The organism is Pseudoxanthomonas sp. F11, from assembly GCF_037046485.1.
Classification (GTDB): Bacteria; Pseudomonadota; Gammaproteobacteria; order Xanthomonadales; family Xanthomonadaceae; genus Pseudoxanthomonas_A.
Genome location: NZ_JBANLZ010000006.1, coordinates 179,881 through 196,037 on the forward strand (window position 1 = coordinate 179,881; position 16,157 = coordinate 196,037).

Genomic DNA, 16,157 nt, shown 5'->3' on the forward strand with positions numbered 1-16,157 from the left:
GCCTTGCTGTTGCCTTGACGAATCCCGAATCCCCGATCCCGAATCCCGGCCCCTGACATGAAAATCAAACGCTTCGTCGCCCCCGACATGCGCACCGCCTTCGCCATGGTCCGCCAGGAACACGGCCCGGACGCGGTGATCCTGTCCAACCGCGTCACCGAGGACGGCGTGGAGATCGTCGCCGCCAGCAACTACGACGAAGCGCTGGTGAAGCACACGCTGGAGGCGATGCGCCCTTCCGCCGCGGCCGCTCCGCTGCACCCCCTGCTCGATCCGGCGGCGCCGAACCGCGCCACGAAGACGGGCACGGACGCGAACGCGCCGGCCCTGTCGCCCGCCGAGGCCGCCGCCAATTACTTCGCGCGTCGCCAGAACGCGCCGGCGCCCACCACGGAGGCACCGGCACGCGCCGAAACCACGGTCGCCCCGCCGCGCATGTCGGTGGCGCCTGTGGTCGCCACACCGGTCGCCGCCGCCAACGAAGCGCCGCCGCGCTTCACGCCCAGCCAGCCGGTGCGCGACATCACGCCGCAGCTGATCGAACCCACGTCCTTCGCCGCCAAGCTGGCGGCCTGCCTGCCCGCAGCACCCGCCAACGAACCGGCACCTGCCCTCGCACCGCACGCCGAACCCGCCGCGCCGCCGCGTCCGCGCACCGCCCTGCGCGCGGACATCGACGACACCCTGGACCTGGACGCCCTGCTGCCGTCGATCGCACCGCCGGTCGCCCTGCCGGAACCCGCGCCTGCGCCGAAGATCGCCACCCTGCCCGCTGCGCGCCTGCCCACCGCGGACACCGTGCCCGCGCCGACCGCCGTCACCGTGCCCACGCTGACCGTGGTGGCCGACAACGCCGCCGACGCGCGCGAGAGCGACGCGCAGCTGGTGCAGATGCGCGGCGAACTGGCGGCGATGCGAGAAATGATCGAACGCGAGATGCACCGCCTCACCGACGAACGCCTGCGCGGCTCGCCGGTGCGCATGCAGGCGATGGAGCTGATGGAAGACTACGGCTTCGACGCCGGCATCACGCGCGACATCGCCCTGCAGATTCCCGCCGACACCGAGGCCCATCGCGGTCGCGGCCTGATGCTGGGACTGCTGTCGAAGAAGTTGCCCGTCACCGAGGCCGATCCGCTGGAAACCGGCGGCGTGGTCGCCCTGGTCGGCCCCACGGGGGCCGGCAAGACCACCACCATCGCCAAGCTGGCGGCCTGCTTCGCCCAGCGCCACAACGCGCGCGATGTGGCCCTGGTGACCACCGACACCGTGCGCATCGGTGGCCGCGAGCAGCTGCACGGCTACGGCCGCCAACTGGGCATCGCCGTGCACGAGGCCGACAGCGCACAGGGTCTGGCGTTGGTGCTGGAACGCCTGCGCGACTACAAGCTGGTGCTGATCGACACCGCCGGCCTGGGCCAGCGCGACCGCAACCTGGTGGGCCAGCTCAACTGGCTGCGGGCGTCCGGCCAGGTGCAGACCCTGCTCTGCCTGCCGGCCAATTCCCATTTCGCCGACCTGGACGAAGTCGTCCGCCGCTTCAACACCGTGCAGCCGCAGGGCGTGGTGCTGACCAAGCTGGACGAAACCGGTCGCCTGGGCAGTGCGCTGTCAGTGGTCGTGGACCACCAGCTACCGATGGCCTGGGTGACCGACGGCCAGCGCGTGCCCGACGACCTCCATCGCGCCAACAGCGCCCACCTCGTGCTGCGGCTGGACCAGCTGCGCCGCGAAGCCGACGAACCCTGCTCGACCGAGGCCACCCATGTCGCCTGACCCCCTGCTGCAGACCAACCCCCGCAGCACGCCTCCCCTGCCCGGCGCCTTCCATCCGGTGCGCGTCATCGCCGTGACCGGCGGCAAGGGCGGCGTGGGCAAGACCAACGTATCCGTGAACCTGGCCGTGTCCCTGGCCGAAATGGGCAAGCGCACGCTGCTGATGGACGCCGACCTGGGCCTGGCCAACGTGGACGTGCTGCTGGGCCTGTCGCCGAAGTTCACCCTGGCCGACCTGGTCGCCGGCCGCTGCCAGCTGGAAGACGTGCTGCTGGAGGGCCCCGAGGGCCTGATGGTGGTGCCGGCGTCGTCGGGTTTCCGCCACATGGCCGAACTGACGCCCGCCGAACACGTGGGCCTGGTCCATGTGTTCTCCGAACTGCAGCGCGCGCTCGACGTGATGGTGGTCGATACCGCCGCCGGCATCACCGACAGCGTGCTGACCTTCTGCCAGGCCGCGCAGGACACCGTGGTGGTGGTCTGCGACGAGCCGGCCTCGATCACCGACGCCTACGCCCTGATCAAGGTGCTGGCGCGCGAACGCGGGCTGGACCGCGTGCACGTGATCGCCAACATGGTGCGCGACCCCAACGAAGGCCGGAAACTGTACGAGAAGCTCGCGCGTGTCTGCGAACGCTTCCTCGGCGACGTGGCCCTGCACTACCTGGGCGCCGTGCCGCAGGACGACTGGCTGCGCCGCGCCGTGCAGCGCCAGCAGGCGGTGGTGAAGGCCTATCCGGGCAGCCCGTCGGCGCGCGCGATCGCCGAGATCGCCCGCACCACGGCGCGCTGGCAACCCCCGGTCGGCGCCCGCGGCAACGTGGAGTTCTTCGTGGAACGCCTGATCCAGCGCGGGGTGGCCGCATGAACACCGCCGCCGCCCAGTACCGCGCGGTGCAGCGCACCGCCGCCAACGACGTCATCGCCCAGCATGCCGACCTGGTGCGCCGCATCGCCCACCATCTGGCTGCCCGCCTGCCGGCCAGCGTGGAGATCGACGATCTGATCCAGGCCGGCATGATCGGCCTGCTGGAAGCCTCGCGCAGCTACGACGCCGAACAGGGAGCCTCGTTCGAGACCTACGCATCCATCCGCATCCGCGGCTCGATGATCGACGAGATCCGCCGCGGCGACTGGGTCCCGCGCTCGGTGCACCGCCGCGCCCGCCAGGCCGCCGCCACCGTGCGCGAGATCGAGCAGCGCACCGGCCGTGCCGCCATCGCCACCGAAGTGGCCAGCGCCATGGACATGCCGCTGCCCGAATACCTGCGCCTGATGGAGGACGCGGCGCGCGGCCAGGTGCTGAGCCTGGAATCGCACATCGACGACCATGGCGAACCCAACACCGCGCGCACCGGCGGTCCGTCGCCGCAGCAGCACCTGGAACGCAGCGAGTTCCGCCAGCAGCTGGTCAAGGCGATCGGCCAGTTGCCCGAGCGCGAACAACTGGTGCTGTCGATGTACTACGAGCAGGAGCTCAACCTGAAGGAGATCGGTGCGGTGCTCGGCGTCAGCGAATCGCGCGTCTGCCAGATCCACGGCCAGGCCATGGTGCGCCTGCGCGGCCGCCTGCAGGTGTTCGAGAAGGCGGACGCGGGGCTGGGCGACGACGAGTGACCCCGGACGATGCATACCTGTAGGAGCGCCCCCGGGCGCGATGCTCTTGCTCGAATTCCTGGGAAAAGCATCGGGCCCGAGGGCGCTCCTACAAAGGCGACGTCGCTGGCTCCCTAAACCTTTCCCTACCCCGGCCGATATCGCCACCAGACCCACCGTCCACGCAGCACCGGAGCACCCGTGACCAACAAGAACATGCGCATCCTGATCGTGGACGATTTCTCCACCATGCGCCGCATCATCAAGAACCTGCTCAACGACCTGGGCTATACGAACACCGCCGAGGCCGACGACGGCAGCACCGCGCTGACCGCGCTGGCGCAGGGCAGCTTCGATTTCGTGGTCACCGACTGGAACATGCCGGGCATGACCGGCATCGAACTGCTGAAGGCCATTCGCGCCGACGACCGCTTCAAGACCCTGCCGGTGCTGATGGTCACCGCCGAAGCCAAGCGCGAGCAGATCATCGAAGCCGCGCAGAACGGCGTGAACGGCTACATCATCAAGCCCTTCACCGCGCAGACGCTGGAAGAGAAGCTGGGCAAGATCTTCGAGCGTCTGGGAGCGGCCGCCTGATGAATGCCGTCGCCGATGTGGGTACCGCCCGCGCCGCCCTGGTGGAGAAGCTGCAGCACGCGCTCGACGCCCTGGAACAGGGCGACGAAGCCGGCTGGCGCCAGGAACTGGACGCGATCGCGGCCTGGCGCACCCAGCCCATGATGCAGGGCCTGGGGCGACTGGCGCGCGAACTGGCGCAGACCCTGGGCGAACTGCCCCCCACCGGTGCCGGCGAGCTCGACGACGCCTGCGCGCGCCTGGACCACGTGGTCGAGATGACCGAACAGGCCAGCCACACGACGCTGGATCTGGCCGAACAGTGCCGCGGCTACGCCACGCAATTGAAGGGCACCGATCTGTCGCCCGAACAGGCTGCGTTGGTGGACCGCATCGGCAAGGGCCTGTCCGAGATGGCGCTGGCGCAGAGCTACCAGGACCTCACCGGCCAGATCATCCGCCGGGTGGCCGGCATCGTGCGGCGCGTGCATGAAGGCTTTGGCGCGCTGGGCCTGCCGCCGCCGGAAAAAAACAGCGACAAGGGTTCAGAACTCGCCGGCCCGGCCGTTGCTGGTCTTGACCGCAATGCCTTCTCGCAGGACGACGCCGACGACCTGCTGTCCGGCCTGGGCCTGTAGCCCGGCGGACGCGCGACGCGGCACCGGAGACCCGCCATGACCGATTCCGCCGACCGCCGCCCCCGCCATCCCGTCGTCCTGCTGTTCGTGGGCGTGCTGCTGGTCTGCGATGTCATCGCCGGCCGCATCCTGCGCCGCCGTCACGCCCACGCGATGCGCCTGCTCGATTCCTCCCGCTGATCGCCCGTTCCGGTACCCGCCCCGCCCATGTCCGCCGTCACCCCTGAAATCGCCGCCGACTTCCTGATCGAAGCGCAGGAAATCCTCGACCGGCTGGGCGAACAGCTGGTCACGCTGGAACAGGACCCGTCCGACAGCGAGCAGCTCAATGCGGTGTTCCGTGGCTTCCACACGCTGAAAGGCGGCGCCGGCTTCCTCGGCATCCAGCCCATGGTCAACCTGTGCCATGCCGCCGAAGAGACCCTGGGCCTGGTGCGCGCCGGCCAGGCGACCCTGGAGCCGCTGCATTTCGATGCCGCCCAGCAGTCGCTGGACTGGCTGCAGCAGATGCTGGATGCCATCGGTGCCGGCGAAGACCCGCCGCATGCGCCGCAGATCCTGATCGACCAGTTCGACGTGCAAGGCCATCCCGCACCTGCACCGAAACCGGCAGCGATGCCCGCAGCGGGCGCTGCCGCCACGTCGGGCGGCGACCTGATCTCCGACGACGAGTTCGAAGCGCTGCTGGACCAATTGCACGGCGACGGCGTGCCGACGACGGTGGCGGCACCCTCGCCCGCACCGTCGCCCCGTCCACAACCCGCACCCAGGCCTGCGCCCGCGGCCAAACCGACCGTCAAGGCGGGCGGCGAAACCGAACAGACCATCCGCGTGGATACCAAGCGGCTGGATGCCATCGTCAACCTGGTCGGCGAGCTGGTGCTGTCGCGCAACCGGCTGAAGACGCTGCGGGCGCGTATCCGCGACGAGGAGCTGGACCGCGCCGTCAGCAGCCTGGACATCGCCACCGCACGCCTGCAGACCGCCGTCATGCGCACGCGCATGCAGCCGGTCGGCAAGGTGTTCTCGCGTTTCCCCAAGGTGGCGCGCGATGTCGCCCGCCAGCTGCAGAAGGAAGTCGACCTGGAACTGGTCGGCGCCGATACCGAACTGGACCGCAACCTGGTGGAAGCCCTGGCCGACCCGCTGGTGCACCTGGTGCGCAATGCGATCGACCACGGCGTCGAACTGCCCTCGCTGCGCGAGGCGTGCAGCAAGCCGCGCGCCGGCCACGTGCGCCTGTCGGCGCAGCAGGAAGGCGACTTCGTCACCATCGAGATCCGCGACGACGGCGCCGGCATCGACCCCGAGCGCCTGCGCGCCAAGGCGCTGGAGAAGGGCCTGATCGATCCGGAGGCCGCTGCACGCCTGTCCCACGACGAGTGCCTGCAGCTGATCTTCCTGCCCGGCTTCTCCACCAAGGCCGAGGTCACCGACATCTCCGGCCGCGGCGTCGGCATGGACGTGGTGCAGTCGCGCATCCGCGAACTCAGCGGGCAGATCACCATCCACTCCGACGTCGGCCGCGGCAGCCGCTTCGTCATCCGCGTGCCGCTGACGCTGGCCATCCTGCCCACGCTGCTGGTACAGGCCGGCGACCCGGTCTACGCCCTGCCGCTGGCGCGCGTGATGGAAGTGCTGCACGCACCCTCCGAGAGCCTGCGCTGGTTCGACGGCCAGGCCGTGCTCGACCGCCAGAGCCATACCCTCCCGCTGGTCGATCTGCGCCAGTGGCTGCGCGTGGACCCGGTGATGGCGCCCCTGCTGACCATCGTGGTGCTGCAGATGGGCGAACAGCGCTTCGGCCTGATCGTGGACCAGGTGCGTGGCCGCGAGGAAGTCGTCATCAAGCCCCTGCCGCGCGCCGTGCGCGGCCTGCCGGGCTATGCCGGCGCCACCCTGATCGGCGACGGCCGCATGGCGCTGATCCTGGATGTGGACGGCCTGCGCGCGACGGCGTAACGAATCTGGCCGCCGTTTCCCTGTAGGAGCGCCCTCGGGCGCGATGCTCTTGTGTCACAGGGAGAAAAGCATCGCGCCCCAGGGCGCTCCTACAGATGAGGTGGGCCGGGTGTGATCCCGGTCGCGACTCACGTCGCTCCTACAAGAAGCTCACCTCAAGTCCCCCTGCTCCAGGCCGATAGATCAGCACATGGACATCTTCAGCCTCATCGGACTTCTGCTGGCACTGGTCGCGCTGGTCGGTGGCAGCATCCTCAAGGGCGCAGGCCTGTCGTCGCTGTGGTCGTCGGCCGCCTTCGTCATCGTGATCCTGGGGACCATCGCCGCGATCCTGGTGCATACGCCGCCGCCGGTGTTCAAGCGCGCGCTGTCGATCGCCCGGTGGGTGATCCGCCCGCCAGGCAACGACGGTGAAGCCCTGATCGCCGAGATCGTGGAGTGGAGCAACATCGCCCGCAAGCAGGGTCTGCTGGGCCTGGAGCCGCTGGTCAACCAGCAGGAGGACCCGTTCCTGAAGAAGGGCCTGCAGATGCTGGTCGACGGCGTGGAGCCGGAATCGATCCGGCACATGATGGAGATCGATCTCAACGGCCAGGAACACCAGGACCTGGCAGCCGCGAAGGTTTTCGAGGCCATGGGCATCTATGCGCCCACGCTGGGCATCATCGGCGCCGTGTTCGGCCTGATCGCGGTGATGAAGAACCTCGCCGATCCCAGCAAGCTGGGCCACGGCATCGCCGCCGCGTTCACCGCGACCATCTACGGCATCGCCTCGGCCAACCTGTTCTTCCTGCCCATCGCCAGCAAGCTCAAGAGCGTGATCGGCGGACGCAGCCGCGAACAGGAAATGATCATCGAAGGCCTGATCGCCATCGCGCAGGGCGAGAATCCGCGCAACATCGAGGCCAAGCTGGCCGGCTTCCTGCACTGAGCCGGAGTCGCGATGGCACGCCGGCACAAGCACGAGGAACATGCCAACCATGAGGCCTGGGCGATCCCCTACGCCGACCTCATGACCCTTCTGCTCGCCTTCTTCGTGGTGATGTACGCCATCTCCACCATCAACGAGGGCAAGTATCGGGTGATGGCCGATGCGCTGACCGCGGCCTTCGGCGGCGCGCCGCGCACGATCAACCCGGTGCAGGTGGGCAACCACCAGCTGCAGGGCGCGGACTTCGACCGCCCCTCGCCCATCAAGTCCGGGGCCAAGCAGGGCCCGTCCGCGCCCTCGCCCTCGCCCAACGTCACCCTGCTGGCGGCGATGGCGTCGCAGATGAACATGTCCCTTGACGCCAAGGGCCTGCAGAGCGCCCAGGGCGAGCTCAAGCGCATCGCCGACGACCTGGAGCGCGCGCTGGCCCCGTTGATCGACGAGAAGCTGGTCACCATCAAGCGTTCCACGCTGTGGCTGGAAGTACAGATCAACAGCGACATCCTGTTCGCCACAGGCTCGGCCACGTTGGACCCCAAGGCCCAGGAAACCGTCGGCAAGCTCGCCACGGTGCTGGCCGGGGTGCCCAACTCGGTCCGGGTGGAGGGCTATACCGACGACCGCCCGATCCGTACCGCGCAGTTCCCCTCCAACTGGGAACTGTCGTCCGCGCGTGCTGCCAGCGTGGTCCACCTGTTCGTCCGCGACGGAATCCCGCCGGAGCGGCTGGCCATGATCGGCTACGGCGAGTTCCGTCCGATCGCCGACAACGCCAGCGACGAAGGCCGCAACGCCAATCGCCGCGTGCTGCTGATCATCCTGGCCAGCCCGGGCGCTCCGGCACCGGAATTGCATGTGGGCAGAGAAGCCGTCGCGCCGCCGTCAGTGATCTCGCTGCCGCCGCTGCCGGCCCATGCCGCGACGTCCATGCCCGGAGCGCCGCCGGCGCCCCAGGTCCATGAAGGAGTCCAGTGATGCGCGTGTGGGCAATCGCCAACCAGAAGGGTGGCGTCGGCAAGACCACCACCACCCTCGCCCTCGGGCGCGGCCTGGCCATGCGCGGCCATCGCGTGCTGCTGGTCGACCTGGATCCGCACGCTTCGCTGACGCGTGCGTTCGGCGTGGCCACCGACCCGCAGCCGGCCGGGGTGCTGGACCTGTTCGACGAACAGCCGCCCGCCCTGGCCACTCTGGCGCGCACCACCGAAATCGAGAACCTGTCGTTCATCGCCGCGCAGACGCCGCTGGCCACGCTGGAGCGCCGCAGCGCCACCCAGCCCGGTCTGGGCCTGGCCCTATCGAACGCACTGGCGCGCGGCGGCCATGCGTGGGACTTCGTGCTGTTCGACTGCCCCCCCACGCTGGGCCTGCTGATGGTCAACGCCCTGGCCGCGGCCGACCACGTCATCATTCCCACGCAGACCGAGCCGCTGGCCCTGCACGGACTGAAGGGCATGTGCCGCACCGCCGACATGATCCAGCGCTCGCGCCATCGCGTGCTGCCGGTATCGATCCTGCCCACGCTGCACGACAGGCGCACCCGCACCGGCGCCGACACCCTGAAGGCGATGCAGGACGAGTACGGCGAACGCGTCTGGAACGACGCCATTCCCAACGACACCCGCATCTGCAGCGTCGACGCGCTGACGCGCTCCAGCCCCGCCGCGCAGTATCCGGGGCGCGGCCTGTCCGCCTACCGGCGCGCGCTGGACTGGCTGCTGCTGACCGAGGCGCGCGACACGGAACAGGCTGCATGAACACCCCTGCCGCCCTCGACGACTACCTGCTCGACCTGCTCGGCGATGCGGCCGCCCCGGCGGCCAGCCGGTCGGTGCCCCCTGTCGTGGCGGTCGTGACGGCCGATGCCGTGGCACCGGATACCGACGCCGCGGCGGCCGAGCCCCCCCTTGTCGACGCCACGCCATCGGCGCCGGTCCTCGCCGTGGCACCGATCCGCGCCGGCAGCGAAGCCGACCTGATCAGCGACGACGAATTCGAAGCCCTGCTCGATCAGTTGCATGGCGACGGCGTGCCGACCTCTGTCGTGGCCCCGCCCGTTGCAGAACCGGCGGCGCTGCCTCCCGTCACTGCGGCGCCGGCACTGGCCGTCGCGCCCGTGCGCGCCGGTGCGGAAGCGGATGTGATCGGCGACGACGAGTTCGAAGCCCTGCTCGACGAACTGCATGGCGGCGCCGCACCGACCTCGCGCGCGGCGACGCCCTCTGTTCCCCCGACCATGCCGCCCGCATGCGCGCCGACGGTCGCGCCCGCAGCGCCGCGCGCGCTCGCGCCTTTGCCCGCCACGCCGTACCTGCTGGCCACGCCACCGGATACCGGCGAGCGCCGCCGCGCCACCGAGCGCAAGACGCGTTGGCTGCGCCTGCGCTGCGATCAGCAGCACTACGCGCTGGAGCTGCTCAAGGTGCAGGAGGTGGTGCGTCCGGCCACCCTGCTGCCGCTGCGCGGCGCCGCACCGCACATGCTGGGGGTGATGAACCTGCGCGGCCAGGTGGTGCCGGTGATCGATCTGGGCCTGTACCTGGGCCGCCGGGCCGTCGAGGTCGACGCCACCACCCGCATCGTCGTTCTGGAAGAGCATGGCGAGATCCTGGGCCTGCGCGTGACCGCGGTGGAGGACGTGGCCAACCTCACCGACCAGCAGATCGAATCACCCGACAACGCCCGCGTCGGCCGCATGTCCAACCCGCTGTTCCGCGGCGTGGCCAGGCTCAACGAGTGCGCGGTGATCCTGCTGGATGCCTCGCGGATCCTGCAGTGAAGCGAGTGGTGAGCGGAGAGGAGTGAGCAGTGAGTAAACGCCCGGCCTGCTTTCGCTCACTCCTCACTCCTCTCCACTCACTCCTCGCTTTCCAGCAACCCATCACACTTTCACCTCCGCACCTCAAGACCGGCGATGTCGCGCCGATACCCCACTAGAGCCGCCTTTCCGGAGACACGATGAGCGCTGTGCCCCTGGGTGACGACCTCGGTATCGAGGCCGCCACCGACCTCAAGCAGCACCTGGCCCCGCATGTCGCGCAGCCGGGACCGCTGGTGCTCGACGCCGGCACCGTGCAGCGCGTGCATACCGCCAGCCTGCAGGTACTGTGCAGCTTCGTGCGCCAGCGCGAGCAGGCTGGGCTGGCCACCGATTTCAGTGCGGTCAGCCAGAGCTTCCGCGACGCCGCACGCCTGCTGGGTCTGGCACCGCAGCTGGGTCTGGCCCACGACAACGAACACAACACGCAACAAGTGGAGAACGCCGCATGAGCGCACGCATTCTGGTAGTGGACGATTCGGCCTCGATGCGACAGATGGTCGCCTTCGCCCTCAGCTCGGCGGGTTTCTCGGTGGATGAAGCCGAAGACGGCCAGGTGGCGCTGGGGCGTGCGCAGGGGCAGAAGTTCAATGCCGTCGTCACCGACGTCAACATGCCCAACATGGACGGCATCTCGCTGATCCGGGCGCTGCGCGGCCTGCCGGACTACAAGTTCACGCCGATGCTGATGCTGACCACCGAGTCGGCCGCCGACAAGAAGGCCGAGGGCAAGGCCGCCGGGGCCACCGGCTGGCTGGTCAAGCCGTTCAACCCGGAACAACTGGTCGCTACCGTCCAGAAAGTCCTGGGCTGATCCCCCCCCCTCCCCGCTCCGCCTCCCTTACGACCGCACCAGGGCATCGTCGCCATGAACATGGACATGCAGCGCTTCCACGCCACGTTCTTCGAGGAAAGCCGTGAAGGGCTGGAGGCGATGGAAGCCGGGTTGCTGTCGCTGGAACAGGGCAGCCGCGACGGCGACCTGATCAACTCGATCTTCCGCGCGGCCCACTCGATCAAGGGCGGGTCGGCCACGTTCGGCTTCGATGCCATCGCCGGCCTGACCCACGTGCTGGAGACGCTGCTGGACGAGCTGCGTGCCGGCCAACGCGCCGTCAGCCCGCCGGCGGTCGATGCCATGCTGGCCTCGGTCGACGTGCTGCGCGCCCTGCTGGCCGAAGCCGAGCACGGCACACCCGCCGATCCCGCCGCCGTTCAGGCCGTCAAGGACCGCCTCAATGCGGTACTGTCCGGCCAGGCAGCGCCCGCCACTTCGCCGGCCGACGCAACCGCGAAGAGCGACGACACGCCGGAAGGCTGGAAGATCGGCTTCACGCCCGCACCGTCGCTGTTCATGAGCGGCAACGATCCGCTGCGCATCCTGCGCGAACTGGAACACCTGGGCCCGCTGGAAATCGCCTGCCGCATGGAGCGCCTGCCCGGCTTCGAGCAGATCGATCCGCTGGAAGCCTACCTGGCCTGGGACCTGGGCCTGATCGGCAAGGTGCCGCGCAGCGCGGTGGACGATGTGTTCGCCTGGGTCGTGGACGATTGCGAGCTGGACATCCAGCCGATGCAGCGCAACGCGGTGCCGGTGGAGGCCGTCGCCGTGGCCGCGCAGCCGGTGGCCGCAGCCGCCGCCGGCGGCACGCAGGCACCTGCTGCCGTGGCGCCGGCCGCCAACGACGCCGCCGAAACCTCCATCCGCGTCAGCGTCGACAAGATCGACGGCCTGATCAACCTGGTCGGCGAACTGGTCATCACCCAGGCCATGCTGAAGCAGGTGTCCGGCCTGCTCGACCAGGCCCAGTGCGAACGCCTGTTCGCCGGCCTGGACCTGCTGGAACGCAACACCCGCGATCTTCAGGAAGCCGTCATCGGCGTGCGCATGCTGCCGGTGGATGCCGTGTTCCGCCGCTTCCCGCGCCTGGTCCGCGACCTGTCCGCGCGCCTGGGCAAGCAGGTGCGCCTGCGCACCATCGGCGAAGGCACCGAACTGGACAAGGGCCTGATCGAACGCATCGCCGATCCGCTGGTGCACCTGGTCCGCAACTCGATCGACCATGGGCTGGAAATGCCCGACGTGCGCGCGCAGGCCGGCAAGGACGAGACCGGCACCATTACCCTGGCGGCCTCGCATCAGGGCGGCCACATCGTCATCGAAGTCAGCGACGACGGCCGCGGCCTGAATCGCGAACGCATCCTCGCCAAGGCCGCCGAGCGTGGCCTGGCCGTACCCGAGAACCCCACCGATGCGCAGGTCTGGGACCTGATTTTCCAGCCGGGCTTCTCCACCGCCGAAGCCGTCACCGACCTGTCCGGCCGCGGCGTGGGCATGGACGTGGTCCGCCGCAACATCCAGGCATTGGGCGGCGAAGTGCAGCTGGAAAGCGCGGCCGGCCACGGCACCCGCGTGGTGATCCGCCTGCCGCTGACGCTGGCCATCCTGGACGGCATGGCGGTGTCGGTCGGCGATGAAACTTTGATCCTGCCGCTGACCTATGTGCTGGAAGCCCTGCAGCCGCAGGACGAGGACGTGCGCACGGTGGCCGGCGACGGCCGCGTGCTGCGCGTGCGCGGCGAGTACCTGCCCATGGTGGCGCTGAACGAGTACTACCGCTACGGCACCGCGCGCAGCGACGACCCGCTGGTGGTGGTGGTGGAAGCCGACGGCCAGAAACTGGCCCTGGAAGTGGACGAACTGATTGGCCAGCAGCAGGTCGTGGTGAAGAATCTCGAGAACAACTACCGCCGCATCGACGGCATTTCCGGCGCTACCATCCTCGGCGATGGGCGCGTCGCGCTGATCGTCGACGTCGGCGGCCTGGTCCGTGCCCGCCGGATGCAGCAGGCGGCCTGATCTTCCCTCGCATGCCCGCCCCATCGCGCCTTCCGTATGGATGGCGCCCGGCGACGCACGCCCCTACCCTACTGGTAAACGCATGAAGTACATCCTTTCCTCCCTCGCCCTCTCCCTTCTCGCCGTCCATGCGGCCGCCCGCGCCGACGATGGCGCGGCCAAGCTCGCCGCCTGGCCGCCGAAGATCACGTTTGCGGACGGCACCGAGTTGAGCCTGGGCGGCAATCTGCAGTACGACGCGGCCACCTTCTCCGGCCAAGGCTATGCCGGTGCCGCGCTGGAGGACGACGACGCCTGGCGTCGCCAGGAGATCGGCCTGACCCTGCGTCGCAAGGGCATGTACGACTTCGGTGCGACCTTCGACTTCCAGGCCAAGACCTGGAGCGATGTGGCACTGCGCGTGGAAACCAAGGCGCTGTTCGGACGCGATGCCGGCAAGCTGCGCATTGGCCAGATGAAGCTGCCGCTGGGCTTCGAGGGCAATACCGGGACCCGCCACGTATCGATGATGGAGCCGTCGCTGCCCACACAGGCGTTCTACCAGGGTCGCCGCAGCGGCATCGACTGGGCGTTCGAGCGCGAGCGTTACATCGCCAATGTCGGTTACTTCTTCGAGTCCGACCTGCAGGGCAACAACAAGGGCGACACCGCCGCTTTCCGCCTGGCGTGGACGCCGCGCAAGGCCGCAGGCGACGTGCTGCACCTGGGCATCGCCGCGGCGCAGGAGCGTCCCGACAGCGAGGTCAACGGCCTGGGGGCGACGGTGCACCCGAGCGTGCGCTGGCGTGCCAAGCCGGAAGCCGCGCTCACGCCCTACCGCTTCGTGGACAGCGGCACGCTCAGCCGCGTGGATCGCATCGACCGGACCGGACTTGAAGCCTTGTGGATCCGTGGCCCCTGGTCGTTGCAGGGCGAGTACCTGCGGCAGAAGACCACCCGCGAGCTCGGCCTGCCTTCCTACTCGGCGGACGGCGGCTACGTGCTCGCCAGTTGGCTGGTGACCGGGGAAGCGCGCGGCTATAGCGGCGGCAACGTCACCAACCCCAAGCCGAAGGGCCGCTACGGCGCCGTGGAACTGCTGGCCCGCTACAGCCGCATCGACCTGGACAGCGACGGCATCGCGGGTGGCCGCGAGCACAACTGGACGCTGGGCGCCAACTGGTACATCACGCCGTACTTCAAGTTCCAGGCCAACTACGTGAAGAGCGATGCGACGCGTGGCGCGCTTTCCGCCGACCCGTCCGTGTTCCAGCTACGCGCGCAGATGCATTTCTGATCCTGCACGCCGCCTCGCCCGCGCAGCCGGTCACGGTCTGCGCGGGCATTCCGTCGACCCGCAGGTAAGCGCGCTTACCTTCCCGCCGAACGGTCATTCAGAACTGTCGCATTCCGCCGTTACTCCGGAACAGACATCGCACCACGGGCATGGACCGCCACTGCTTCCGCCAGATGCACCGGCTCCACCCACCGAACTCCATCGAGACCACCTTCATGTTCAAGCACCTCAAGATCGGAAAACGCCTGGCCATCGGCTTCGCCGTCCTCGTCCTGCTCATTGTCGTGACCGGTGCCTTCTCCGCGCAGCGGATGGGCGTGGCCCAGGACGTCGTGGTCGAGATCACGAACAAGGAGGTGCCTGCCATCCGCGATCTGGGACGCATGGCCACGATGCTGGCCGAGTACCGCGTCAGCGAGCGCGGCCTCGTGGCCGGCTACGAGGACCCGGAAAAGGTTGCCGAATACACGGATGAGCTGATCGCCGGCGGCAAGGCCTTCGACGCGCTTTCCAAAGCATATGGAAGCAGCCTGACCGACCCGCAAGACAAGGCGCTGCACCAAGAGATGATGGCCAAGGCCGCGCTGTATTTCGAGAACAGCCGCCGCCTGATCGAGTCCGTCAAGGTCGGCGATCTGACGCCTGCCAGTGGTGCCGGCGATTTGCGCCAGGCCACCGCCGATGCTGTCGGGCGGATGCTGGACGCAAAAATGAAGGTACTGGACAGCGCGGTGGCGGCACAGGAGGCCGGCTACAACACCAATATCAAGGCGATCGGCCTGCTGGTGGCGGTGGCGCTGATGCTGGCCATCGCGGCCGCGGTCCTCATCACTCGCTCGATCGTGCGTCCGATGGCCGAGGTCGCGAGTGTCGCCGACGCCGTCGCGCGTGGCCAGCTGGACCGCCAGATCGTCATCGACGACCGCAGCGAGCTGGGCGACCTGCTGGGCTCCATGCAGCGCATGCAGACGCAGGTGAAGGCGGTCATCGCCGCACAGGGCGAGATGGCGGCGCGCCATGACGAAGGCCGGATCAGCTACCGGATCGACGACAGCGTGTTCCCGGGCGAATACGGCCGCATGGTGCGCGAGACCAATGCGCTGGTGGCCCAGCACATCGCCGTGAAGATGAGCGCCGTCAACATGATGCGGCGCTACGCCGTGGGCGATCTCTCTGCCGACATGGAGCGCCTGCCGGGCGAGAAGGCCGTCATCACCGAGGCGATGGACATGTGCAAGGCCAACCTGTCGGCCATCAACGGCGAGATCAAGCGCCTGGCGGCGGCGGCGGCGGCGGGCGACTTCACCCATCGCGGCGATGTCGAGAAGTACCAGCACGATTTCCGCGACATGGTGGAAGGCCTCAACCGCCTGATGGAAACCACCGACGGGAACCTGGCCGACGTGTCGGAACTGTTGCAGGCCATTGCCCGCGGCGACCTGACCGCGCGCATGGAAGGCGATTTCCACGGCGTGTTCGCCCGCATGCGCGACGACGCGAATGCGACGGTGGCCCAGCTGACCGAGATCGTCGGCGGCATCCAGATGGCCGCGCTCAGCATCAATACCGCAGCGGGTGAGATCGCCAGCGGCAACAGCGACCTGTCCCGCCGTACCGAGCAGCAGGCCGCCAACCTGGAAGAAACCGCCGCCTCCATGGAGGAACTGACCTCCACCGTGCGCCAGAACGCGGAAAGCGCCCGCCAGGCCAACCAGCTGGCCATC

Annotated in this window: 15 protein-coding genes and 1 pseudogene; all 16 read left to right on the plus strand. The window is 69.0% G+C overall.

Annotated features, from left to right (window positions below; genetic code table 11):
* The first annotated feature begins 57 nt into the window (after positions 1-57).
* The gene (gene flhF / locus V8246_RS16885) at positions 58-1,776 is read left to right on the plus strand and encodes a flagellar biosynthesis protein FlhF (protein WP_336190271.1); all 1,719 of its coding nucleotides are present in this window, start codon (positions 58-60) and stop codon (positions 1,774-1,776) included.
* A 55-nt stretch (positions 1,777-1,831) separates the two neighbouring features.
* Positions 1,832-2,644, plus strand: a pseudogene (locus V8246_RS16890) (MinD/ParA family protein); the annotation flags it as partial.
* Complete coding sequence (locus tag V8246_RS16895) at positions 2,641-3,393, plus strand: RNA polymerase sigma factor FliA (RefSeq protein ID WP_336190272.1); 753 nt, start codon at positions 2,641-2,643, stop codon at positions 3,391-3,393. The pseudogene V8246_RS16890 and the gene V8246_RS16895, both read left to right, overlap by 4 nt.
* Positions 3,394-3,588: 195 nt before the next feature.
* Positions 3,589-3,969, plus strand: coding sequence for a chemotaxis response regulator CheY (gene cheY / locus V8246_RS16900; RefSeq protein ID WP_162111282.1), 381 nt, complete (start codon positions 3,589-3,591; stop codon positions 3,967-3,969).
* Positions 3,969-4,586, plus strand: coding sequence for a protein phosphatase CheZ (locus V8246_RS16905; protein ID WP_336190274.1), 618 nt, complete (start codon positions 3,969-3,971; stop codon positions 4,584-4,586). Before cheY ends, V8246_RS16905 begins: the two co-directional genes overlap by 1 nt.
* A 36-nt stretch (positions 4,587-4,622) precedes the next feature.
* A complete protein-coding gene (locus tag V8246_RS16910) occupies positions 4,623-4,766 on the plus strand; it encodes a hypothetical protein (protein WP_336190275.1) in 144 nt (47 codons plus the stop codon).
* Positions 4,767-4,793: 27 nt separating this feature from the next.
* Positions 4,794-6,548, plus strand: a complete 1,755-nt coding sequence (locus V8246_RS16915; protein ID WP_336190276.1) for a chemotaxis protein CheA — start codon at positions 4,794-4,796, stop codon at positions 6,546-6,548.
* Between the two features lie 190 nt (positions 6,549-6,738).
* Positions 6,739-7,479, plus strand: coding sequence for a flagellar motor protein (locus V8246_RS16920; RefSeq protein WP_336190278.1), 741 nt, complete (start codon positions 6,739-6,741; stop codon positions 7,477-7,479).
* 12 nt (positions 7,480-7,491) lie between these two features.
* Positions 7,492-8,454 (plus strand): flagellar motor protein MotD, encoded by a 963-nt coding sequence (gene motD, locus V8246_RS16925; protein ID WP_336190279.1) that lies wholly within the window; start codon positions 7,492-7,494, stop codon positions 8,452-8,454.
* Positions 8,454-9,236: a ParA family protein gene (locus V8246_RS16930; RefSeq protein WP_336190281.1), complete on the plus strand. Its 783-nt coding sequence runs from the start codon at positions 8,454-8,456 to the stop codon at positions 9,234-9,236. Before motD ends, V8246_RS16930 begins: the two co-directional genes overlap by 1 nt.
* Positions 9,233-10,258, plus strand: a complete 1,026-nt coding sequence (locus tag V8246_RS16935) for a chemotaxis protein CheW (protein WP_336190282.1) — start codon at positions 9,233-9,235, stop codon at positions 10,256-10,258. The genes V8246_RS16930 and V8246_RS16935 overlap by 4 nt, the downstream gene beginning before the upstream one ends.
* A gap of 179 nt (positions 10,259-10,437) precedes the next feature.
* Positions 10,438-10,749, plus strand: coding sequence for an STAS domain-containing protein (locus V8246_RS16940; RefSeq protein WP_185896348.1), 312 nt, complete (start codon positions 10,438-10,440; stop codon positions 10,747-10,749).
* Positions 10,746-11,111, plus strand: coding sequence for a response regulator (locus V8246_RS16945; RefSeq protein ID WP_055944462.1), 366 nt, complete (start codon positions 10,746-10,748; stop codon positions 11,109-11,111). Before V8246_RS16940 ends, V8246_RS16945 begins: the two co-directional genes overlap by 4 nt.
* A gap of 54 nt (positions 11,112-11,165) precedes the next feature.
* Positions 11,166-13,157 carry a chemotaxis protein CheA gene (locus tag V8246_RS16950; protein ID WP_336190283.1) on the plus strand — a complete coding sequence of 664 codons (1,992 nt, stop codon included), beginning with the start codon at positions 11,166-11,168 and terminating at the stop codon, positions 13,155-13,157.
* Between the two features lie 82 nt (positions 13,158-13,239).
* Positions 13,240-14,433, plus strand: a complete 1,194-nt coding sequence (locus V8246_RS16955) for a porin (protein WP_336190284.1) — start codon at positions 13,240-13,242, stop codon at positions 14,431-14,433.
* 149 nt (positions 14,434-14,582) lie between these two features.
* A partial coding sequence (locus tag V8246_RS16960) for a HAMP domain-containing protein (RefSeq protein WP_336190285.1) occupies positions 14,583-16,157 on the plus strand: 1,575 nt, incomplete at its 3' end.